The 22,664-nt window shown below is 34.3% G+C and carries 25 protein-coding genes; 15 read left to right on the forward strand and 10 right to left on the reverse strand.

Annotation, left to right across the window (positions count from 1 at the left end; genetic code table 11):
* Nucleotides 1-3 precede the first annotated feature (3 nt).
* The 5 genes from O5637_RS08265 to O5637_RS08285 all read left to right on the forward strand — a co-directional run bounded on the left by O5637_RS08265 (nucleotide 4) and on the right by O5637_RS08285 (nucleotide 6,439).
* Nucleotides 4-1,197: an NAD(P)/FAD-dependent oxidoreductase gene (locus tag O5637_RS08265; RefSeq protein WP_269604123.1), complete on the forward strand. Its 1,194-nt coding sequence runs from the start codon at nucleotides 4-6 to the stop codon at nucleotides 1,195-1,197.
* Nucleotides 1,198-1,276: 79 nt separating this feature from the next.
* Complete coding sequence (locus O5637_RS08270; RefSeq protein ID WP_269604125.1) at nucleotides 1,277-3,094, forward strand: SLC13 family permease; 1,818 nt, start codon at nucleotides 1,277-1,279, stop codon at nucleotides 3,092-3,094.
* A gap of 102 nt (nucleotides 3,095-3,196) precedes the next feature.
* A complete protein-coding gene (locus tag O5637_RS08275; RefSeq protein ID WP_269606957.1) occupies nucleotides 3,197-4,582 on the forward strand; it encodes a TrkH family potassium uptake protein in 1,386 nt (461 codons plus the stop codon).
* A 12-nt stretch (nucleotides 4,583-4,594) separates the two neighbouring features.
* A complete protein-coding gene (locus tag O5637_RS08280) occupies nucleotides 4,595-5,299 on the forward strand; it encodes a potassium channel family protein (RefSeq protein ID WP_269604127.1) in 705 nt (234 codons plus the stop codon).
* 3 nt (nucleotides 5,300-5,302) lie between these two features.
* Nucleotides 5,303-6,439, forward strand: coding sequence for an anhydro-N-acetylmuramic acid kinase (locus O5637_RS08285; protein WP_269604129.1), 1,137 nt, complete (start codon nucleotides 5,303-5,305; stop codon nucleotides 6,437-6,439).
* Nucleotides 6,440-6,457: 18 nt separating this feature from the next.
* On the opposite strand, the gene O5637_RS08290 is transcribed toward O5637_RS08285, so the two are convergent.
* The gene (locus tag O5637_RS08290; RefSeq protein WP_269604131.1) at nucleotides 6,458-6,760 is read right to left on the reverse strand and encodes a ribbon-helix-helix domain-containing protein; all 303 of its coding nucleotides are present in this window, start codon (nucleotides 6,758-6,760) and stop codon (nucleotides 6,458-6,460) included.
* Nucleotides 6,761-6,898: 138 nt separating this feature from the next.
* On the opposite strand from O5637_RS08290, the gene O5637_RS08295 reads away from it, so the two are divergent.
* Nucleotides 6,899-7,255, forward strand: coding sequence for a hypothetical protein (locus O5637_RS08295; protein ID WP_269604133.1), 357 nt, complete (start codon nucleotides 6,899-6,901; stop codon nucleotides 7,253-7,255).
* A gap of 33 nt (nucleotides 7,256-7,288) precedes the next feature.
* Nucleotides 7,289-7,519 (forward strand): hypothetical protein, encoded by a 231-nt coding sequence (locus tag O5637_RS08300; protein ID WP_269604134.1) that lies wholly within the window; start codon nucleotides 7,289-7,291, stop codon nucleotides 7,517-7,519.
* Here O5637_RS08300 and O5637_RS08305 read toward each other — a convergent pair whose 3' ends face one another.
* The gene (locus tag O5637_RS08305; RefSeq protein WP_269604135.1) at nucleotides 7,520-7,684 is read right to left on the reverse strand and encodes a hypothetical protein; all 165 of its coding nucleotides are present in this window, start codon (nucleotides 7,682-7,684) and stop codon (nucleotides 7,520-7,522) included. It abuts the gene before it with no gap.
* An 85-nt stretch (nucleotides 7,685-7,769) separates the two neighbouring features.
* Here O5637_RS08305 and O5637_RS08310 point away from each other — a divergent pair, with 85 nt between their 5' ends.
* A complete protein-coding gene (locus tag O5637_RS08310) occupies nucleotides 7,770-9,488 on the forward strand; it encodes an ABC-F family ATP-binding cassette domain-containing protein (RefSeq protein WP_269604137.1) in 1,719 nt (572 codons plus the stop codon).
* Between the two features lie 29 nt (nucleotides 9,489-9,517).
* Here O5637_RS08310 and O5637_RS08315 read toward each other — a convergent pair whose 3' ends face one another.
* On the reverse strand, nucleotides 9,518-10,690 hold the full coding sequence (locus O5637_RS08315; RefSeq protein ID WP_269604138.1) for a trypsin-like peptidase domain-containing protein: 1,173 nt from the start codon (nucleotides 10,688-10,690) through the stop codon (nucleotides 9,518-9,520).
* A gap of 228 nt (nucleotides 10,691-10,918) precedes the next feature.
* Between O5637_RS08315 and O5637_RS08320 the strand changes: the two genes are divergently transcribed.
* The 5 genes from O5637_RS08320 to xseB all read left to right on the forward strand — a co-directional run bounded on the left by O5637_RS08320 (nucleotide 10,919) and on the right by xseB (nucleotide 13,393).
* Complete coding sequence (locus O5637_RS08320; RefSeq protein ID WP_269604140.1) at nucleotides 10,919-11,197, forward strand: DUF2973 domain-containing protein; 279 nt, start codon at nucleotides 10,919-10,921, stop codon at nucleotides 11,195-11,197.
* A gap of 54 nt (nucleotides 11,198-11,251) precedes the next feature.
* On the forward strand, nucleotides 11,252-11,635 hold the full coding sequence (locus O5637_RS08325) for a hypothetical protein (RefSeq protein ID WP_269604142.1): 384 nt from the start codon (nucleotides 11,252-11,254) through the stop codon (nucleotides 11,633-11,635).
* A 100-nt stretch (nucleotides 11,636-11,735) separates the two neighbouring features.
* The gene (locus tag O5637_RS08330; RefSeq protein ID WP_011294091.1) at nucleotides 11,736-11,882 is read left to right on the forward strand and encodes a chlorophyll a/b-binding protein; all 147 of its coding nucleotides are present in this window, start codon (nucleotides 11,736-11,738) and stop codon (nucleotides 11,880-11,882) included.
* A 32-nt stretch (nucleotides 11,883-11,914) separates the two neighbouring features.
* Entirely contained in the window at nucleotides 11,915-13,075 is a 1,161-nt protein-coding gene (gene xseA, locus O5637_RS08335; protein WP_269604146.1) for an exodeoxyribonuclease VII large subunit, read from the forward strand.
* Nucleotides 13,076-13,102: 27 nt separating this feature from the next.
* Complete coding sequence (gene xseB, locus O5637_RS08340; protein ID WP_269604148.1) at nucleotides 13,103-13,393, forward strand: exodeoxyribonuclease VII small subunit; 291 nt, start codon at nucleotides 13,103-13,105, stop codon at nucleotides 13,391-13,393.
* Between the two features lie 2 nt (nucleotides 13,394-13,395).
* On the opposite strand, the gene O5637_RS08345 is transcribed toward xseB, so the two are convergent.
* The 5 genes from O5637_RS08345 to O5637_RS08365 all read right to left on the reverse strand — a co-directional run bounded on the left by O5637_RS08345 (nucleotide 13,396) and on the right by O5637_RS08365 (nucleotide 18,640).
* Nucleotides 13,396-13,731 carry a hypothetical protein gene (locus tag O5637_RS08345; RefSeq protein ID WP_269604150.1) on the reverse strand — a complete coding sequence of 112 codons (336 nt, stop codon included), beginning with the start codon at nucleotides 13,729-13,731 and terminating at the stop codon, nucleotides 13,396-13,398.
* Nucleotides 13,732-13,793: 62 nt separating this feature from the next.
* Nucleotides 13,794-14,708, reverse strand: a complete 915-nt coding sequence (locus O5637_RS08350; RefSeq protein ID WP_269604152.1) for a YihY/virulence factor BrkB family protein — start codon at nucleotides 14,706-14,708, stop codon at nucleotides 13,794-13,796.
* Between the two features lie 138 nt (nucleotides 14,709-14,846).
* Nucleotides 14,847-15,665: an inositol monophosphatase family protein gene (locus O5637_RS08355; protein WP_269604154.1), complete on the reverse strand. Its 819-nt coding sequence runs from the start codon at nucleotides 15,663-15,665 to the stop codon at nucleotides 14,847-14,849.
* Nucleotides 15,666-15,681: 16 nt separating this feature from the next.
* On the reverse strand, nucleotides 15,682-17,253 hold the full coding sequence (locus tag O5637_RS08360) for a TolC family protein (RefSeq protein ID WP_269604156.1): 1,572 nt from the start codon (nucleotides 17,251-17,253) through the stop codon (nucleotides 15,682-15,684).
* Nucleotides 17,254-17,290: 37 nt separating this feature from the next.
* Nucleotides 17,291-18,640 carry a TIGR03279 family radical SAM protein gene (locus tag O5637_RS08365; RefSeq protein ID WP_269604158.1) on the reverse strand — a complete coding sequence of 450 codons (1,350 nt, stop codon included), beginning with the start codon at nucleotides 18,638-18,640 and terminating at the stop codon, nucleotides 17,291-17,293.
* A 414-nt stretch (nucleotides 18,641-19,054) separates the two neighbouring features.
* On the opposite strand from O5637_RS08365, the gene O5637_RS08370 reads away from it, so the two are divergent.
* Together O5637_RS08370 and nadB are read left to right on the forward strand one after the other, a co-directional pair.
* Nucleotides 19,055-19,693 carry a DUF3120 domain-containing protein gene (locus O5637_RS08370; RefSeq protein ID WP_269604160.1) on the forward strand — a complete coding sequence of 213 codons (639 nt, stop codon included), beginning with the start codon at nucleotides 19,055-19,057 and terminating at the stop codon, nucleotides 19,691-19,693.
* A 13-nt stretch (nucleotides 19,694-19,706) separates the two neighbouring features.
* Complete coding sequence (gene nadB, locus O5637_RS08375) at nucleotides 19,707-21,389, forward strand: L-aspartate oxidase (RefSeq protein WP_269604161.1); 1,683 nt, start codon at nucleotides 19,707-19,709, stop codon at nucleotides 21,387-21,389.
* A gap of 5 nt (nucleotides 21,390-21,394) precedes the next feature.
* On the opposite strand, the gene O5637_RS08380 is transcribed toward nadB, so the two are convergent.
* Entirely contained in the window at nucleotides 21,395-22,336 is a 942-nt protein-coding gene (locus O5637_RS08380) for a vitamin K epoxide reductase family protein (RefSeq protein ID WP_269604163.1), read from the reverse strand.
* Between the two features lie 180 nt (nucleotides 22,337-22,516).
* On the reverse strand, nucleotides 22,517-22,609 hold the full coding sequence (gene petL, locus O5637_RS08385) for a cytochrome b6-f complex subunit PetL (RefSeq protein ID WP_011294102.1): 93 nt from the start codon (nucleotides 22,607-22,609) through the stop codon (nucleotides 22,517-22,519).
* Nucleotides 22,610-22,664 lie beyond the last annotated feature (55 nt).

The following is a 22,664-nucleotide window of genomic DNA, read 5'->3' on the forward strand; positions in this document are numbered from 1 at the left end:
CCTATGGACTTGAAAAATTTGAAATCTGACCCAATAGTTGTTGTAGGTGGTGGTTTTGGAGGACTGGCTACTGTTCAAGCTTTGTTAGCCAAGTCAGATGGAACTTCAGTTATTTTGATTGATGAAGGCAATAGATTTCTTTTTAAGCCATTGCTCTATGAGTTACTAAGCGGCGAGCTTCAATTATGGGAGGTTGCACCTCAGTATTCTGATTTGGCTTCAGAATTAGGATTTATTTTTTTACAAGAATGTGTCGTTGAGATTGATGAAATAGAACAAAAGTTAATTACTTCATCTGAGATTGAAATACCTTATTCTCAGCTTGTTATTAGCACAGGAGTTACAACTGATTATTCTTTGCTAGATAATTTACAATACTATGCTTGTGGCTTTTCTAATTTAAATGACTTTCGAACAATTAGAAATTTAATAGCTAAAATAAATAATTCTTCTGAATATATTAATCCTATAGTTATTGCTGGAGCCGGTCCAACTGGTGTCGAGCTTGCATGTAAGATTTCTGATTTGATAAAAGATCGGATTGAAATATATTTAGTTGATAAAGGAGATCAAATTTTACCTAATTGCAAATCATTTAATAGAGAAAAAGCAATCGATGCAATAAGTAATAGAAATATTAGAGTTTATCTAGACTGCTATATAAAATCTGTTGATAAAACTTTTTTAGAACTTTCCAAAACTGATAATGAAAAAAATAATTATATTAAAATTGATTATTCCACTTTGTTGTGGACTGCTGGTTTAAAGCCTTATAACTCAAAATTTGTACATCATTTTTTGAATGAAAATCAGAAGATTAAAGTAAATGAATTTATGCAAATGGATGAATATCAAAATATTTTTTTCCTTGGAGACATCACATATTTTGATAAAGCGCCCTTCCCCTCTTCTGCTCAAGTTGCTATGCAGCAAGGTTCTTTAGTGGCTCAAAATATTATTTCGTTGAGAAGGGGCAATGAACTTCAACCATTTCAATATGAAGATCTTGGAGAAATGTTGAGTCTTGGCATTGGTAATGCATCTATTACTGGATATGGAATTACCTTGGCAGGACCCATTGCATTTGAAATTAGACGTTTTGCATATCTAATGAGAATGCCAGGGTTTCTTCTATCGTTTAAATCCTCTGGTTCATGGCTATTTAGTAAAAAAATAATTAACCGTTTATTTTCATAATCTCCTTAGCTACTTTACGCAGTAGTCTTAAAATTAATACTTGGACAGAGTCAGTTGGAAAGGTTATTAATTAAATAATATGAACGAGATATTAACTGTTTTTGAGAATCCAAAAGCTGTCATAACTTTGGCAGTGTTAGTTAGTGCAGTTTGTTTATTCGTAAGTAGTGCTCTGGCTCCTGAACTGACTGGACTCTTGAGTGTTGCATTGTTAATGGCAACAGGAGTTCTTTCTCCCCAAAAAGCATTGGCTGGTTTTGGAAGCCCTGCTTTGATTACATTGATGGGTTTATTTGCAGTTTCTGCTGCACTTTTTAAAAGTGGAGCTCTTGATCGTTTAAGAGAGTTAATTGCTTCTGAAAGTATTCGAACTCCGCGTAGGTTAATAGCTTTACTTGGATTGGTTGTTGCTCCTGTTTCAGGCGTTGTTCCTAATACTCCAGTGGTAGCATCTCTTTTACCCGTAATAGAGGCTTGGTGTGTAAAGCGAAAATTATCTCCTTCACGTGTTTTGTTGCCTCTATCTTTCGCGACGGTCTTAGGTGGCACGTTAACTCTTTTGGGGAGTTCAGTAAATTTGTTAGTGAGCGATATTAGCGATCAACTTGGCTATGGACCTTTTGATCTTTTTACTTTTACTGCAATAGGTATACCTATATGGTTATTTGGGACTGTTTATATGTTGTTAGCTCCGCAATCTCTACTACCTGATAGAGGGAGAATTAGTTCAGAGTATGGAGGTAGTTCGGATCAAACTGGCTATTTTACCGAAGTCACAATTCCTTCTGGTTCTGAATTGGTTGGTAATTCCCTGAGAAATAGTCGCTTGCAAAGAAGATTTGATGTCGATGTTTTAGAAATACAGCGAGAGAATGAGAGATTTTTACCACCTCTAGCTGATCGAATAATTCAATCTAAAGATCGCTTATTGATAAGAATTACACGCTCAGATCTTTTGCGTTTAAGCCAAGAACATACAGTTCAATTAACTAAAAATTTAAATACTGAAAAGACTTTTTTTCTATTCAATACTGATGAAGGCCAGCAAACTGTAGAGGTTCTTCTGCCAGCCGGCTCAACCTTGGCTGGCGCGAGTTTGCGAGAACTACGTTTTAGGCAAAGGCATAATGCAACTGTTTTAGCTTTAAGACGAGGGCAGCAAACTGTTCAAGAAAGATTGGGCCAAGCAATTTTAAGAGAAGGTGATGTATTACTTCTTCAAGCACCCAGAGATTCAATTAGAGGATTGCAAGATAATAATGACCTTCTCGTTTTAGATCAATTTGATAATGATCTACCAACTGTTACAAGAAAACCGATAGCAATTGGTATAGCCATTGCTATGTTGATTCTTCCTTCACTTACTGACTTGCCTTTGGTGGCTTCGGTTTTATTGGCTGTAATTGGGATGGTTTGGGGTGGATGCTTAAGGCCCGCAGAGGTTCAAAGATCAATTCGACTTGATGTCATTCTTTTGCTTGGATCTCTTTCTAGTTTTAGTGTCGCAATGCAAAATACTGGTCTTGCTGATGCTTTTGCGAAGATTTTAATTTTTATATTGCAAGACTTATCTACTTATTCTGCCTTACTAGTAATTTTTCTCTCTACTACAATATTTACTCAATTTGTCAGTAACGCTGCTTCAGTAGCTCTTTTGGCGCCAATTGCTGTTCAATTGGCGCCAAGTATGGGCCTACCTCCTTTGGCTTTATTGATAACAGTGCTTTTTGGTGCTAGTCAATCTTTTCTTACTCCTATGGGTTATCAGACAAACCTTATGGTATTTGGCCCTGGGCGTTATCGATTCTTAGATGTCACTAGATATGGAGCCGGTTTGACTATCTTGATGACGTTTCTTGTCCCTGGGTTGATTTTGTTAAACTATGGTATTTCTTAAATATGTTGTATATGATCATTAATTTAGAAGGAAATTCAAGGTTCCAATTTGATTTTGATTATTTCATCTTTTCAGAATTAGTCTCTATCTATTGTGAAAAAAGTGAGTATTAGGCAAGAAACTTACAGAAGACTTACGGTTCCACAGTTCACAGTGGTAACGGGTTTACTTGTGATTACTTTTGGAACATTATTATTAGCTACGCCTTTATGTTCTAATGAAAATGTAGGTTTGTGGGAGGCATTATTTACGGCAACTTCTGCTGTCACAGTTACTGGATTATCTATTATTGATATAGGAATAGATTTGACATTTTTTGGGCAAGTAATTTTAGCGATTATGTTATTAACTGGGGGCCTTGGTTTAATGGCTATCACTACATTTTTACAGGGCTTTATTGTTAGCGGTACAGAATTGAAAACACGCCTAGATAGAGGAAAAACTCTTGATGAATTTGGAGTTGGTGGCGTGGGAAGAACTTTTCGAGGGATTGCGATTACAGCATCTATTCTTATTCTTCTTGGTGCTATTAATTTATATTTTTTTGGTTTCAATAATATAACTAGTTCAAGGGAGCGGGTTTGGGCATCAATTTTTCATAGCATTTCTGCTTATAATAATGCTGGTTTCAGTTTATGGTCAGACAGTTTACAAGCTTATAGAAGCAATTGGGTAGTAAATTTTATTATAATTAGTTTGATTATATTAGGTGGTTTTGGTTGGAGAGTAACAAATGATATTTGGATAAACCGTAGATCTTTAAAATTAAGAAATTTAAGTCTTCATACACGTCTAGTAATTAGATCATCTTTCATATTAATTTCTTTGGGATTTTTCGGATTGATTTTTACTGAATCTATAGCTAGAGGTAGTTTCTTTTCGTCAATTAATTTTGATGATCGCGTTTTAACAGCTTTATTTACTTCTGTTAGTGCACGAACTGCAGGCTTTACTAATTTACCTATATCAATTGAGAGTGTCTCTGACTCTGGTCTTTTATTAATCATTTTTCTTATGTTTATTGGGGCAAGTCCAGGTGGTACTGGAGGCGGAATTAAAACGACAACTATTGCTGCATTAATGGCTGCCACAAGAGCAACTTTACGTGGTCAAAATGAAATTATTATTCGTAATCGTCAGATATCTGACAAAGTAATTCTTAAAGCTGTTGGTATTACTGTGGGTTCGTTTTTATTTGTATTAATCATGGCTCTATTATTAAGTTTGAGCAATGGTTTAAATAGTGGAGAGAATTTTTCATTTCTAGAAATGCTTTTCACTTGTATTTCTGCTTTTGCAACTGTAGGTTTCGATCTTGGTGTGACCTCTAAGCTAGGACATGTAGGCCAATTAATTCTGATTATTGGAATGTTTGTTGGCAGACTGGGTATCCTTTTATTCTTGAGCGCTGTATGGCAAGCTCTTAATAAAAGCAAGCTTCAAAATCGCAATCGAATTGGCTATCCGAGGGAGGATCTCTATGTTTAAGGAGGACAAATCATGAGTGATTGGTGGCAATGGTCTCCCTTAAAAGCAAACCAGAAACTTGGCTTTGCTGTAGTTGGCATTGGCCGTTTCGGAAGTGCGGTATGTAGAGAGTTATTGCGAAATGGTGCTGATGTTTTGGCTGTTGATTTCTCAGAGAAGGCAATTGAGGAATTACGTCAACTAGAGCCAACAATTGAAGCGAGAGTAGTTGACTCAACGGATGAAGAATCTATGAAAGAGGCAGGTGTTCTAGAAATGGGGACTGTGGTAGTAGGTATTAGTGAGCCAATCGAAGCAAGTATTACGACAACTCTGATCGCAAAAGATACAGAAGGAAGTTTGGTGAAGCAGGTTATTGCTAGAGCAACGAGTGATTTGCATGAAAAAATGTTGAAAAGGGTTGGTGCTGATCGGGTTGTATTCCCTTCAAGAATGCAAGGAGAACGATTGGGTTTGGAATTGGTAAGACCTAATTTAATAGAAAGATTAGAACTAGATGATAAAACAGGTATTGATGAGATTAAAGTGCCCGAGGTATTTGTAGGCCGTTCCTTACGAGATTTGAATCTACGAAAAAATTATTTTGTCAACGTTTTAGCGGCCGGTCCTGCTCAATTACTAACGGTTAATCCTCCAGCAAAATATATTTTAGAAAAAGACCATGTTCTCGTAGTTATGGGTTCAATGGAAGATCTTCAAAAGCTGCCTCAAATCTAATCTATGCGTGTATTGGGTTTGATGAGTGGTACTAGTGCTGATGGGATAGATGCAGTTTTAGTTGATTTTAAAGGTGATCCTTCAAAGCCTAAATGGAAAATTTTAAATACATATTCATATGAATATACTTACTCAACTAGAGAAAAAATAATACAAGTAAGTCAAGGATTAAAAATCAATAGCAAAGATTGGCTGGAGCTGGCTGAGGAAATTACTGAACTAAATGCTTTTGCGGCAAGGAGTTGTGACCCAGATTCAACTGCAGAGGTTGTTGGATGTCACGGCCAAACTTTATTTCATAGAAGTGTAAAAAAATCTAAAAGAGGAGGAAGTCTTCAAATTCTTTTAGGACCTTTGCTTGCCAATATTTTAGATCAAATTGTCATTTATGATTTTAGATCAAAGGATATTGCTTCAGGTGGTCATGGTGCCCCTTTGGTATCGTTAGTCGATGAAGCCCTATGTGGAAGGATATATGGATGGAGAGGCATCCTCAACCTTGGAGGCATTGCTAATCTCACAATTATTCCACCTAAAACTGGAATTGATAAAACTTCTGAATGTTTAGGCTGGGATTGTGGACCGGCAAACTCATTACTTGATTTAGCTATTCAAGAAAGTACTAATTCATCTCTAATGTTTGATGAGAATGGATCATTAGCTTCTTGTGGGATACCTAACTTAAAAATCATCGAAAAGTGGTTGAGAGATCCTTTTTTTCATCTAGAACCTCCACGATCCACTGGTAGAGATCAATTCGGTTTTCAAGATTTAAAAAAAAGAAAAAAGGAATTGGGTGTTATTTCAAAAGAAGATTTACTATCAACATTAACTACATTTACTGCATCAATAGTCTCTCAAGATTTAGATAATCTATTTAGGCTTAAAAATATAAGTTTAATTGAGCTTTTGGTTGCTGGAGGTGGAACTAGAAATTTATTTTTAATGAGGCAACTGCAGAAGCAATGTAAAGGAGTACATGTTAGATCAATACACGAAATTGGTATACCATCACAATATAGAGAAGCTCTAGTTTTTGCCACTTTATCTTGGTGGAACTTCTTAAAGAAAAAAGTTAATCCGAAGAATATCACAGGAGCTAATCAATCTATTTTATATGGATTAAGAGTTGATCCTTGATGTTAATTAATGTAAGAATTAATTCCTTTTGAATTTTAATCTTTTTGGAATACCTTTAAGTCTTTGCGTTTTTTGTTTCTCTAAGGAGTTTATAAAATTTTGTGTTTTATTTGTTTTTATTTTTAATTCTTTAGATGCTGAGCTTTCTTTTAATTCGTGATTTTTAATTCCTTCTTGAATTAAGACTTTGGCCATATTACTAACAGTTCTAGATTCTCTTTCGGCTAATTCTGATAATCTTTCACATAATTCTTCTGGTAGGACAACTTGTATACGAGGCGATTTTTGCTTCCCGTTCGATGAGTTTTGACGAGTAGCCATGCGTACAAAGAACTACCAAGTACTAAATAGTGTACACTTATACGCAAGGGTAGTATCCTTGTGTATGATACTTGATTATCTGGCCAGTTTTGCCTTATCAACCTTTACTTAAATTTTTTTATTTAAAAGGAGTATTTCATGTCTAAGCCATCTCTTCCGCCAACATCTAAACCTCTTTCTAATAAGGTTGTTTCGGATAAAGGAACTGTAAAACGACAAAGAAGGAAGTGTCGTAGTAATGGGAAGAATGCAGATGTTCTAATCTCTGCTGTTGTTAGTTCTTATTTATTGACTCATTTACATCATGTTTTGCAAAGAGCGGAATATGGGGCTAGTAAAGAAGGAAGATCTTCTCATGCTGCAAACTTTGCCCAACTTCGTAAAGTCCTTTGCATGGATGCTAGAAGCATGAAGGACGCGTCTGCTCTAGGTTTAAAGGAAAGTGATTTAGATATGAGTAATGAATCTAACGGTTTTGAGACAAAAGCTGCATAAATGAATATTCTTTAATTAGTCAATGTTTTTCTCATGAGCGGCAATGCTGCAGAGCTTTATAAGCTCATAAATGCAGATCCTAATAAAAAACAAGATCTTTTTCGTCAAGCTCTTCAAAACCCAAAAGGTGCGATGCAGTCAATATGTGCATTTGGGAGTGAAATGAATTTGCCAGTCACTTCAGAAGAGGTAAAAGAATATTTGACTACTATTGATGATTTAGATACTCAACAATGGCTAATAAAAGCTAGAGGTGGTTTGTGATTAATTTTTGAAAGAAGAGGGGAGTTCTAATGCATCTTGACCACTGTCTTTAATTCCTCTTCTTTCGTAGCCGCCCCCCCCTGCCATCGTCCAAAAAAACCAATAACTGGGTATTGCAAGAGCTGCGGCGAGAACTAAAGCAGCAATTTGTTCGAGTCTTAACATGGCTTACTTAAGTAATGTAATTTAAATCAGTTGGAATCTTTTAAAGCTAAATGATTGCAGGTTATTCACTGGAGGTTTTGTTGTAGTGTTGCGACTTGAGAAAATTAGTAAGATTTATCCCACTGGCGAAGTCTTGAAAGATGTCAGTTGGGAAATCAGAAATGGAGAGAGAATTGGTTTGGTTGGAGTCAATGGAGCAGGTAAATCAACACAATTAAAAATTATTGCTGGATTAGAAGAGGCAACTGATGGATCTTTGATTAGTGAAGGGGATCCATCTATTGCATATTTAAAACAGGAATTTGATGTTGAGCTTTCAAGAACTGTCAGAGAAGAGTTATTTCAGGCATTTAAAGAAGCATCGAATTTACTTCATAGTCAAAAATTAATTCAAGAAAATATGGAATCTGAATTAGCCTCTAGAGATGTAGATTATCTGGATTCATTAATCCAAGAATTAAGCGTTATTCAAAGTAAATTTGAATCAATAAATGGCTACGATTTAGAGTCTAAAGTTGAAAAGCTATTACCCACTATTGGTTTTAATCAAAATGAGGGAGACAGATTAGTTGGAGATTTTTCGGGTGGCTGGCAGATGAGAATCGCTCTAGGTAAAATCATTTTGCAAAGTCCTGATTTGTTGTTATTGGATGAACCAACTAATCATTTAGATTTAGAAACAATTGAATGGCTAGAGAGCTATTTACTTAATCAGAAAGTTGCCATGGTAATTGTTAGCCATGATAGATCTTTTTTAGATAAAGTTTGTACAAGAATTGTTAATACAGAGAGAGGTAAATCTAAAAGTTATCTTGGGAATTACACAGCATATCTTCAGCAGAGAGATTTTGAATTGGAATCAACAAGAGTTGCATACCAGAAACAACAGAAGGATATGGAAGCTCAAAAGTCATATATAGAAAGATTCAGAGCAAGTGCTACAAGAAGTACACAAGCTAAAAGTAGAGAAAAGTTATTAGATAAAGTTGAAAGAATAGAAGCCCCAGAGAATAATATCAAAGGACCTAATTTTAAATTTATGGATGCACCTCGCGGTGGGAAGGATATATTAAGTATTAAGGATTTAACGCATAGCTATGAAGATAATATTTTATTCTTAGGAGCTTTTTTGGAGCTTCAACCAGGCGAAAGAATAGCATTTTTAGGGCCAAATGGATCTGGAAAATCTACTTTGCTTAGACTAATTATGGGTTTAGAAAAACCTGATGAGGGATCTATTCAGATAGGAAAATATAATATTATCCCTAGTTATTTTGAACAAAATCAGGCAGAAGCCTTAGAATTAGACAAAACAGTAATTGAGACAATTTCTCAATCTGTACCAAATTGGACCCAAACGGAAATTCGTTCTTTACTAGGGAGCTTTGGTTTAACTAATGATTCAGTTTTTAAGGAGGTCAGTCAGATAAGTGGAGGAGAGAAAGCAAGACTGGCTTTAGCTTTAATGATTATTAAGCCATCCAATTTGCTTATTCTAGATGAACCAACAAATCATTTAGATATACCTTCAAAGCAAATGCTAGAGCAGGCATTGTCTAATTATAATGGCACAGCATTAATAGTTTCTCATGATAGATATTTTATTTCAAAAGTTGCAAATAAAATTGTAGAGATAAAAGATGGACAATTAATTAAGTATCAAGGTGATTATAAATACTATAAAGATAAAAAAATTGAAGAAGAAAAAGAAAAAGAAAAAGAATTACAATTGGCTGAACGTGAAAGAAAAAGGTTGGCTAATCGAGAAAAACAGAGAAAGAAAAAAAAATCAAATACAAGATGATTATTATGTATAATCTTTTTTAATTATAGTTAAAGATCATAAATATCAATTGGTTTGATAATTTTTATAGACTCTATATTCTCTCTAAGTATTTTCATTTTTAAAGTTGATTTTAAATCATTTCGATTTATTTTTTGCACCACATCTGATGGAGTTAAAATTTTTTCATTGTTGATTGAAATTATTAAATCATTAACTTTCAATCCGCCTTTCTCTGCAGGACCATTTGGCAGCAAATAGTTAATAATTGCTCCATGTTCTCTTTGGGAAAGATACTTGCTTTTTTGTATGATATTGCTTGAAAGTGTTACTCCGATCATGGGATGTTTGGCCCTACCACTTTTGATTAAATCTTTGGCAATTTTTCTAGCTCTATTTATTGGTATTGCAAAACCTAATCCTGCTCCTGGGCCTGAGCGAACAAGAGTATTAATACCAATCACTTCTCCAGCCGAATTTAATAATGGTCCTCCAGAATTACCCGGATTAATTGCTGCATCAGCTTGAATGAGATCTATTCTTTTGTCCGAGATACCTAACTGAGCAACATCTCTATTGAGATTGCTAATTATTCCAAGAGTAACCGTATTTTCCAGTCCAAAAGGATTTCCAACTGCAATTGCCCAATCACCAACTCTTAAATTGTCGGAGTTACCTAATTTGGCGGTGGGCCAAGGACCTTTTGCTTTTAGTTTAATTACTGCAAGATCCGTTAAAGAATCCTCTCCAACAACATTTCCAATAACTCTTCTTCCGTCTGATAAACCCACTATGAGTTGGTCAGTTTTTTCTATTACATGAGCATTGGTCAGGACTAGACCTTCCTTAGAAAAAATTACTCCACTACCTTGGCCTCTTTCAATTCGAGATCGTGGAACTTGTAGGCCTCTGCGACCAAAGAATCTTTCAAAATATTCATCATTCAAGATTCCAGGAGGAAAGATGCTTTCACTTGAAGATAAAACCTTACGCTGTGTTTCAATTGTGACCACTGCCCCTCCACTGATATTTAATGCTTTTGATACGAAAGATTGTTTATTTTGACTTTGTGGAGATGCAATTAAAGCTTCACTAGAATTAATAGGGGTTTCATACCGTAAATTAAAAAAAATAAGAAAAGCTAAAATAAAAATTTTAAAATGTTTTAGTTGCCATATTTTTAGGGTTCCTATTAATAGTCTCTTCGCATCTAATCCATGCATGATTTTCTGTAAGGGATTAGTTATGGGTGTTTAAACTAATCATAGCTAATTCGGAAATTTAAAGATCCACTCATTTAATTACCGTAGATTTTTACTAAATAACTATTCTTTGAACTTCTTTCATCTAGAATAATTTTCTGATTTATTCTTTGATTGATGATGAAACTAGAGCTACTTCAAACCTGAGTCTAATTAAGGCTTACAGTTTTTTGATTAATTATTTTTCAAATGTTGAGCAATTTTTTACCTTTTCTTTATGGCATTTCAGTTTTTGTTTTGTTGATTTTGGCTGCCAAAATAATGCTGAATGGTTTTGTCTCAAGTCAAGCATCATTGAAGACTCAAAATTCATTTTCAAAGAAAAAAAAAGATGATCGAACAGGTTTAGTTACTGTTCATCCTGAGCTTTTAAACAAAGATGGATGCATTACTGATGAAGATTTGCTCACAGTTCGTTTTGCAAAGGACTCCGATCATCCACAATCATCTGAAAATCCTTCTGAATAATTTTCATTAGATTTTTTGGTTTGACATTAAATAGTTATCAAAGAGGTTTTGATTTTGGAACAAAGAACCCGCATAGTCGCTGCAGTTTTGAAAAATATGAAGTTGCCTCCACGGTTTCGTATCAGATTATTAAAGGAAGATCCAGTACGGCTTGAATTAAGTCTTACTCCAGCTTATGGAAAAGATCCTATTCAAGTTGGATTAGTAGAATCTCTCGATTTGGTTGCCAGACGAGACAGAGAAGGAAGAATGCCTCGAGATTTACAAGGCACATGGGATTGGACTGTAAGACATGGGAAAGTTAGTACTGGAGGATGGAATCCTTATTTAAAAGAAGCTCTTCAAACAATGTTCGAAACTGGATTACCAGCAATTATTTACGAGGAACTAACTGGGGAGGATTATCATCCAGTTGATGGTGCAAGGCACGTTAGATAGGCTTTTAAGATTTAAAAATGAACTATTTTCAATGTTAATTTTATATGTTTTCTCATTCTGAGCATTTCTTTAGTATCATTGATTTGATTTCGATTTACAAATGAAGGATAACTTCGAACCTCGTTATGGATTTGTCAATTTTGCTGAAATATGGAATGGCAGATTAGCTATGATGGGTATTTTAATTGGTTTAACAACAGAGCTTTTAACTGGGCAAGGTATTTTAACTCAGATGGGAATAGGTTGAAAAACTAATTTTTAGTTTTTATTTTTAATAGTTTGACTGAACTTCAAAACTTTAAACAATCTCTAAATACATATAGTGTTAAAGAGTTAAATGAATCTATCGGTTTATTGCTATCAAGGGGCTTCGCACCAAAATTCATACTGAAAGCAACTGTTTCTAAATCGCAAATAAAAAAAGGTCATTTATGGTTGACTTTTACTGATGGCCAAGCATGTGTAGATGGAGTTGCATGGTCATCAACAATAAAGTCTTTAAAATTTTTACCAAAGCAAGATGATGGCGTTATTATTATCGGTAAATTGAATTTCTGGGAATCTCAAGCAAGATTATCTGTACAAGTTTTTGATATTCGCCCAAGTATTTCTACTGTTCTTAAGAAGTTCGAAATAGTTAAATCAAAACTTTTTAAAGAAGGTTTTATTAATGATTCATTACGAAAGAGATTACCAAAATATCCTAATTCAATAGGTATTCTTACAAGTGTTCCAAGCTCTGCTTTGGCTGACATGCTTAGAACTTCAAAGGAAAGATGGCCATTAACGAAACTGCAAATAATTCCTATTCCCGTTCAGGGTAATAATGAAAATCAATTGAAATCTATTTTAAGTAAATTAAAAGTCAATAAGTTAGGATTAGATTCCATAATTATAGCTAGAGGTGGAGGAAGTAGAGAAGATTTAATGTTGTTCGATAGTGAAATTATAGCAAGAGAAATCGCCACATTCCCTATACCCGTAATTACAGGAATAGGTCATGAAGATGATCTAACAGTTGCTGATCTTGTCTCAGACCATAGATCTTCTACTCCAACTGCTGCGATTGTTGATTCATTACCTTCAAGAGAAATTGAAAAAATTAACTTTATGCAAAATAAAAAAATACTCAAAAATTATTTGAAATTATTTTTTCAGAATAAAAAGAAATATTTAATTACGAGAAAATCTTTTTTTGAATCTCATTCACCACGACTATTAATAAGAAATAAAAGAACAAAAATAAATTATATGTATGAGCTTTTGAATGCACTTTCCCCAGGCAAATTGCTAAAAAGAGGTTTTGCATTAATTACTAATGAGTCAGGTAATTCGATTTATAGTGTTAAAAATGTTAAGGAAAAAGATAAGTTGTTAGTTCAATTTTATGATGGAAAAATTACCGCAGAGGTGGAGAATCTTAATTATGATAAAATATAAATTTATTCAATAAAAATCTTTTATGCTATGACATTTGCTGAAGAAGAATCTAGAAGTCATTTATCAATGCCTAAACAATCTGCTAACAAAGAAAATATTGAAATCTTAAAAAAAGATATAAATAAATTAAGTTATGAAGAATGTATAGCTGAATTGGAAAGCATTTTATTAAATGTTCAAGATGAAAATATTTCGTTGGATAAAATTCAGATTAATTATATTAAAGGTCATCTACTCTTAAAACATTGCGAGGAACTTCTGCAATTTTGTGAACAAGAGATTAATGAAATTAATCCGGAATTTCTAAATATAGATTAACTTTATAAATCTATATTTTCAGATTTTATATCAATTGTTGCTGAACTTGCTGGGATATTTTCCAGAATATCTTTTGTATTTGTTATGGTTGTTCGCTCCCCACATATTGGACAAATAGTATGAGTATTAAAAAAGGAGGAGCCACAAACTTCACATACTTGTAATTTTGATTGGATTCTTTTCCAAGTAAACCATCCGATTCCTCCTAGAATTAAGGGTATTATTGTAATGAGAAGGAATATTCCACCTGCTAAATCAAGAATAAATTTACCAGCTGGTGTAGGCACAATAAAAATTAAAATAAATACCATCCAAATTAATGAAGATGGCTTATTCATGACTAATTAAGATATTTACTTATATATTCTAAATTAAATTTTAGTGCTTGTTTCATTGATGTTTAAACGTATCGGTTACGACGCATGCTTGCAATTACAACGCTCCAACATTGACCAAAATAAATAATCACTCCCACCATCCAAACCCAAAGAGTCAATACAAGGACTCCACCAATGAATCCATAAGCTTGAAACCTTGATCCCAAAGAGAGAATACTTCTACTTACTGCCAAATTTAGAATAGTTAGCAAAGTCCCAATCAAAAAAGCTCCAGGTATGAGTGGTTTTAAAGGCACTCTTCTGCTTGGTAGTAAACCCTGTAAAAGCAGTGCCATAGTTGAAAAACCTATTAGTGGAAGCATAAATTGCCCCACTTCAAGGACCGGTATTTTTGACATCATATTTTCAATCCAAGGTGATGTATTGGCTAATTCTTCAAAAACGGCACCAGGGATCATACGAATATTTGCACTGATTTGGTCTATGACCATTAAAAAACCAACTAAAAGAACAACAAAAAAAGCTTCTATTCGATTTCTGATAAATCTAAATGCTTGGATTTTTAGTGGGTCAGGCTTTGATTTAACTGGTAGAACGTCTTCCCATAATCTATCTGCGCCTCTTTGTAATGTTAGATATGCATTGCCAGCAGTGATCATCAAGAACATCGCTCCAAGTATTCCAGCTCCAAATCCTTGATTAACCAATTTTATTAGCGTTGAATCGACTAGCCCCACAACTGATGGAGGTAAAACTTGAGCAGCCAGCGCAATGATTTGTTGATCCAATCCTTGCTGCTTCCCTAAAAACCAAGATGCAACTGAAAGAGATATTAGTAATATTGGAAAAAATGATTGAAGAGTGTAGTAAGCAAATGCTGCGCTCAAATCCACGCAATCACACTTAGACCATCTTTCATAAGCTCTCCAGAGGCTACTAAAAAACCATCTTATTTTTTTACTCCAGTTCAAGCCCACTTTGGTTTAAAAGTACTTTCTATTAAGCTAACTCCTAGGGAGAAGATTTTTCTTAGTTGAATCGGTAGATTTAAAATCATAAATTATTTACTGAAGCTTAATTGATTATTTAATGATAAACAACAAGCCCACATTGAATTAACTATCTTGAATTAATGCTGTAGCCCAGGGCAGCATGTTGTTCAATTTATCTTTGGAAGAGGCTGTTAGTAATGGAAAATTTACAGAACTAAGATCTGTTCCAGAAAGAATATTTTTTGGATTAATGTCTAACCAATTGATAAGACAATTAAGTTCCTCAAGTATCAACCAGGCAGCTGCAACATCCCAAATTTTTGGTGTCGCCTCTAAGGCAGCTATGGTTTGACCAATGGCAACACTAGTCATATTTAAACTGGAGACCCCAAGTAGTCTAATTTTTCCTGGAAAAGATTGCTCTGGCTTCATTTGTAGAACTTTAATTGACCTGCTACAAAGTGAAATGCAGTCACTATTTTTTTTGAAGCGAGATTCAGGGTTAAGTGGCTTGTCGTTTAGCCAAACTCCTTTACCTTTTATCGCAAAGATTCTTTTTTTTAGAGCTGGTATATCAAGAAAGGCCGTCTCAGGTTCCCCATTTGTGAAACGTGCTATTGATATTGCCCAGTATGGAATTCCTGCTGCAAAATTAGTTGTGCCATCGAGTGGGTCAACCACCCAATATTCACTGGAGCTAGGAATTGACTGTTTACCTTCTTCACTCAGGACTCCTTCTCCGGGAGCAATTTTTGATAATCCTTGAACTATTGTTTTATCACTCCACCTATCACATTCAGTAATGAGGGTTCCATCAGGTTTTATGTCAGAGTTGATTTGACCAAAATCTTGAAGTTGACGTTTTGCAACCTCATCAACTAAGTGATGAATTGAAATTAGTTGAGCTTTGCTCAGAGGTTTAGATATTGGACTTTGATTCATTTTTTTTAGTTACAAGCTATAGCTGACATAAAGGGATTAAATTCGATTCATAGAGATTTGTTGTGGTGTCTAAGCCACTTTCATTTGGTTGATTGACTTTGATATCACATGGTTTGATGTTGTCTAAACCGGTTTGTCTACTTAAATCCGCTAATAAGGTGTTATAGCTAGTGACAGCAATAATATAACGAACCTCGGAATCAGTTAAATCTCTTTGGTTATTTACAACTTCTCTTTGTGTCGTAATTCCTGATTTATATCTAAGCTTTGCAAGTCTTAGTGACTCTCTTGCAGATAACACTTCTGTGTAAGAAGCAGAAATATTTAGTTTGGCAGATTCGAGTTTGAAGAATATTTCTTCAATACCTTTTCTGATTTGAGCTCTTCTTAAAGCAAAGGTTAGCTTTGCTTCTTTTGCTTTACTTTTGTTGTAATTATATAAAGATCTTGAATTACCTCCATCAAAAATAAACCATGTTGCATTGAGACCAATAGTGTTAGAGAAATTAGAGGATTTATTGCTAGTGTTTGGAGATATTTGATTTAACTCACCTTTTGCAAATGATGAAGTAGTTGTGTTTACTATGCTTAATTTGGGTTGGCCAGCTGCAAGTGCAGCATTTGCATTACTATTATTAATTGATATATCCAATAGGATACTTTCAAGTTCTTCTCGTGAATTATACGCAGCAATAATACTATTTTCTAGTGATAAATCCCAGATACCAGTAACTTGAGTTTTTGAACCAATTACGGGTGTTATATCTTCTGGTAAATTAAGTATTTCAGCAAGTGATCTTTGTCCAATTTTTTGATCTCCTAATTTAATATTAAATAATTGCTGATCTCTAGCTAATTGAGTTTTAGCTTCTAGAACTTCTAATTTCGTACCAATGCCTGATTCAAATCTAATTTCTGCGTCTCTTAATCCAATAGTAGATAATTCAATTGATTGTTTTGCTACTTCTATTTCCTCATTTGCTTTTTGCAAATTGAAGTAACGTTTTTTTGCTTCTAATTTTATATCTTTTAAAATTATTGAGTACGAATATTTTGACTTTTCATAACTATCTCTAGCTGATGCGATCTCTGGAACTCTTGCAGGATTAATTATATCCCATGAAATTTGAGCCGAGATATTGGAGCTCCACTGTTTACTTGAAGTATCTTTTATTAGACTTGACTCGTTATAATTATCAGATTCAAAATATTGAGGAAATCCATTAGCTGTTAGGTTTAATTTTGGATACCAAGAGGATAACGAGCTTTTTAATATTGATTTAGTTTGGTCAACTCTTTCTAAGTAAACTTTAATCGTTCGATTGTTATTTATAATTATATTTTCGAGTTGATCTAGATTGATTTTTTGATAGCTTTTTATCGATACTTCTCGCGACCTAGAGGGTAAAAAAAGGTCTTTAGGAGCATTCAATTCATATAATAATCCTTGGTGTTTTTGATTTGTACTTGATTCTCCTTTTATATTGATATTGGATTTGATTTTCTGAGAACTTGTAGCCCATAAAGGATTTAGCCCCGATATAAATAAACCTGCAACAATCAGGAACTTTCTCTTCACTCTCCTCATAGGTATAGGAAAAACTGAGATGGATTTAGTAAAACAATTATGCTTTACCAAGTGCTTTGTTCACGATGTCTTGTGCATCATGGACAATTCTTATAGACACATTAAGTGACGAAGAGAGCTCTTGAAGAGTCATGTCATCAAGAAAGATTTTTTCATCTTGCCTTAGCATGACCGATGGTAGAAGTAATTCATCGCCTAATTCTTGTTCCAGCAGTCCTTTTATGAGGTCTTGGCCTGTGAGTAGGCCTGTAACTATTTGTTCTTGACCCCAATAAGGACTTGGAATTCCATAGAGATGTAGTTCGAAATTATTTATTTTATTTAGTCTTTTACAAGGCTTCTGTAATTCATTCTCAACAAGTTTGCCAACAACCCAGCTGCAGGTTCTCTTTTGATCAATTTTGGTAGGCAGATTTTTTGTGGCTTCATCCATCGAGCTAAGAAAGGTGCGAATACTTCCTACTCCATTCTCCTTTTGAGGTAAATCTTCGTAAGAATTTAGAGAGGGCAAAGCCTTCTTTGCTATTAAATACCATTCGTCAGACAACCAGGCAAAACGTGAACCCGATGATTTATGAAATATTCTCTGCATTTGTTCAACTTGATTGATGACTTTTGTCGCACAATCAGAATCCACAGGTATCAGTCCATCATTACTTGGTCTAAACCTTGTTAACCCAACTGGAACTACTGCTGCCGAGAGGACTACTGGAAAATCTCCTTGCGCAAAACCATATAGATCATTAATGGTTCTTTCTAAAGCTTTACCATCATTTATTCCAGGGCAAACAACAATTTGAGCATGAATTTGTATTTTTTTTTCTGAGAACCAAGATAACTGTTTTAAAAGGTCAATAGCTTTAGGATTCCTTAGTAATTTTGATCTTAATGAAGGTTCTGTTGCATGCACTGATACGAATAAAGGAGTGAGTCTTTGTTGATCAATTCGTAGCCAGTCATGTTCGGAAAGATTTGTAAGTGTTAAGTAGGAACCATATAAAAAACTTAGCCTGTAGTCGTCATCTTTTAGATATAGGCTTTTTCTTTTTCCTGGGGGCTGTTGATCAATAAAACAAAATGGACATTGATTATTGCATTGCTTTAATCCATCAAATAAAGCTTCGGTAAAAGCTAGTCCTAACTCGTCGTCATAATCTTTTTCAATGTCAATTATATGTTTTTTACCATTTTCATCTAATATTATTAATTGAATATTTTCTTCAGCAATAAGAAATTTGTAATCAATAAGGTCTCTTGGTTTTACTCCATTAATACTAACTAATTGATCTCCAACTTCAAATCCAAGTTCCTCTCCTATAGAACCTTCTTCGATAGACGCAACAACAGCAGGTTTGATTTTCTTTTTAGTTATCTTTCCTTTGCTCATTTATGCTCCTAAACAAGAAAATAAATTTTTTATACTTTTCTGAGGTTTTGAAAAAAATTAAATTGATCTTGATGAATGATGTGTTTTTTCAATATAAGTAAATTTTCGACAAAAAGTACTTAGGAAGATTTTTTCAAGTATCTCTTTCTCTGAGGATTTTTCAAACTGCGCCTTGAAAAGCATTGCAATAATTGTAATTCAGAAGCTTTCAAGATTTTTTTTTAAAACTTTTTATTTGTATTCTGTAGACTGTTTGGTTTGGGTATCGACTTGAATGTAAATTCATAGAAGGTTGAGCTGAAAATCAACTCAGTTTTATTAATTCTGATTTACTCAAACAATCCCACCAAGCCCATAAATCAACAAACGTCCTATCTTTCAAAGCCAAGGACATTGCAATTTTGGGCTAGCACAATGGTTGTCCTGCCGGTTTTTGTTCAGGCTCCATGGGTTCATGTGTTCCCTTTTTCAGCTTTTTTATTTAGTTTCATCATATTTTTTCTTGGATTTTATTTACTAAAATTTTGTAGTGATAGATGGTCCTCTGTTGGTTCGCTATTGGTTGGCGTGAGTTGGAGCTGGTTAGGAGGATGTCTTTTTTGGGGATGGTTAAGAGCTCATCCTGTGTGGCATTTGCCTGTTGAGTCAATAGCTTTACCAATAGCAGCAAGCCTCTTAAAGACTAGATGGAAAATTGGAGCCAGTTTCTATTTGGCATCTCTATTGGGAACGGCTTTTACTGATGTAATGATTGTCTTAACAGGTGTCATGAAGGCTTGGCCCGAAGTTGTAGATGCGCCTTTTTCAGAAGCCTCCAAAATGCTTAGTTTTACTGCGGAACAATTATTGGAACCTTTTTCATTATTTGCCATTTTTATTGCGGCAATTTTAATAATTTTGATAGCAAATTGGATGAATCAAAAATCAAAAAGTCAATCTTTGTCTTCTGATGCTTGGCTTGTCTCAAGTTCAGCTTTGACAACAACATTGTGGGTTGATGGTTTATTTTTTGCTACTACATTGATTCAACCTCAACTAAGTGGTTTGATCTGAAAATTAATATTTTATGGAATTAAATACTGGCTTTAATAAAAATGAAATTTACTCAACAAGTTGGGATGTAATTGTTATTGGAGCAGGAGCTGCGGGCTTAATGTCTTCTCTTGAATTGCCATCAAATCTCAAAACTTTACTGTTAAATCGCAATACTAGTAAGCGTTCTTCCAGTAGATGGGCACAAGGAGGAATGGCTGCTGTTACGAGAATCGAAGATAGCGAGGATATTCATGCTCTGGATACCATAAAAGCTGGGGCTGGACTATGTGATTATGAAGCTGTTCAGATGTTTGTTGAGAGTGCTCCGAAATTAGTAGATAGACTTTTGAAACTAGGAATGGAATTTGATAGAAATTCTGGAAACTTATCTACAACTCTTGAGGCTGCTCATACTCATAGAAGAGTACTTCACGTGAAAGATAGAACTGGAAAGGCATTGGTAGATGTTCTTAATGAGCAAGTTGATCAAAGAGATAATGTGTTGCATCAAAGAGGAATAAGAGTTACTCAGATTTGGGTTGAAAGAGGAAGATGTTTAGGTGTACAAGTTCTAGATGGACCAGCTTTGCGTTGGATAAAAGCAAAGGCAGTAGTTTTAGCTACGGGAGGAGGTGGACATTTGTTTGCCAATACCACAAATCCAGCTCAAGCAGCAGGTGAGGGAATTGCCTTAGCTTGGAGAGCTGGGGCTTTCATAGAAGATCTCGAATTCTTTCAGTTTCATCCAACTGCTCTAAAATTGGATGATGCGCCCTCATTTTTGATTTCGGAAGCTTTAAGGGGAGAGGGTGCAGTTTTAGTGGATTCTCTTGGAGAGAGCCCCGTAGCTCACCTTGAAGGGAAAGATCTGGCATCAAGAGATCAAGTCAGCCGGGCATTGTTTAAAGCAATGCAAAAGCAAAAAGTTGATCACATTGGTCTTGATGTCAAATCCATCGCTTTTGAGGATATAGAAGCGCGCTTTCCATCAATTTTTCAAAGGTGTAGAGAGCTTGGTTTAGAACCTTTAAAAGAATTAATACCCGTAGCTCCATCTGCCCATTATTGGATGGGTGGTGTCGCTACCAATTTGAAGGCACAAACGAATATCAAAGGACTTTTTGCAATAGGTGAGGTTGCATGTACTGGTCTGCATGGTGCAAATAGACTTGCAAGCAATTCATTAATGGAATGTTTGGTTTTTGCAAATCAAATGCGAAATATTCAATTAAATGATTTCAAAACTTCCGATATCTCAGGAAAAAATTTAAGTTTTAACAAATCTAATCTTCGCTTCTCTAAGGATAAAGGAACTAAGTATTTATCAAAAGAAATTGAAAAACTTAGACAATTATGTTGGAGTGAAGCTGGAGTTGATAGATCCAGGAAAGGGATGAGCTCTGCTCTTACAAAAGTTAAACGAGATTATCAAAATCTTTTAAACGAGCCCTTATTAAAATTGGTTTTTTCTCAGTCAAAATATAAAATTAATAAATTCGATGAAATTGCCAGAAGAGACCTGAATTTGCTGCTTGATTTGAGTAATCGACAAATGTCAAGTTTGCTTATGTTGGAGGCTTGTTTGTTTCGTGAAGAGAGTAGAGGAGGTCACTTTAGAGATGATTTCCCTACTTCCGTTCCTTTTTGGCAATGTCATACTCGTCAAATAAAAGGAAAAAATATTCATACAAGACCTATTGGTGGCAAATGCTGATTTACTTAAAAATCTTTAGAGTTTTTATAATTGCTAATTTCAGCTAATTCTTCTAGGCTTTTAACTCCTGAATCAATTGAACCATTAATTTCCCAAGAAGGGAAACCTGTTATTCCTTTAGCTTCGCAAAGTTCTCTTTTGTTATTAAAACCATCTTTGGCACATTCAACTAAATTTAATTTTTCTGCAGCTTCTTTCCCGAACATTTCTTTTTGATCATGACAATGGGGACACCAATAGGCGTTATACATTACAGCTCCTTCTTTTGTTAGATGCTCAGCGAGTTTTATTTTTTCAGTAGAACTTATGGCGATTACCGCAGGTGGCATACCTTGGATATTATTTGAAACTTCCTTGGAAGATGGATCAACTGATGATGACCATATCAATCCTGCTAAAAGAACTGCTACTGACACAATAAAACCTCTGAAAAATAACTTTCCATAATCTTCCCATCCGCCTCCAAACATATTTAATAGTAGAAGTGAAAGTGATATAAGACAAGAAAGAAGACAGAAAAAACAGAAAGCTTTAATTTTAAATATCATAATTGAAATTAAAATTAAGCTAAAAATAAAAGTCGATGTAGATATATAAAAAGACCCCCACCATGCAATTTTTGATACATTATTTTTTTGGTTTTTGAGAATAGGTATTAACGGGAATATTGCCATTGATAATATTAAAAAATAACTTATTAAACCTAATAAAGATAATGGAATAGAATAATTATTTGTTTGAATTAAAGTCCCCCAAGGGCTATTTAAAACTTTATCGCAACCCCCTAATCCGCCTGGACAGTTTAAATTTCCTATGAATCCCCATTTGTTCAATGTTATTGATCCTGTATCAATCACTCCAACTGTTGATAATATAGCTATTGCAACTCTCGCCCATTTAGAACCCAGATCTTGGCGTCGTCGACTTTTTAGTCTTGAAGATCCCATGAAAGTGAATTATGAATAAATAAATTTATATATTATTCTAATGAATAATTCATTTAAAGGTTGAATAATCTCAATCTTTTTCAATGTTCTTTATATTTTAAGAACCATTTAGATATCTGACTGGGTATTAAATATAAACCTCTTAAACTAATCTAATACTAATAATACTGATTTATTTATTCAGATCAATTTAATAGCTTTCAGAGCTTTTTGAATCAAGAATGCTGCAGAAAGTCCTGCGCCAACAAAAACTAAGTAAAATAGAATTCCCATTTGATTTTAATTTCTCAACTAATAATAGAACATCAGTGCTTTATCTTTTGAATTT

It is taken from the genome of Prochlorococcus marinus str. MIT 0917 (genome assembly GCF_027359575.1).
Classification (GTDB): Bacteria; Cyanobacteriota; Cyanobacteriia; order PCC-6307; family Cyanobiaceae; genus Prochlorococcus_B; species Prochlorococcus_B marinus_D.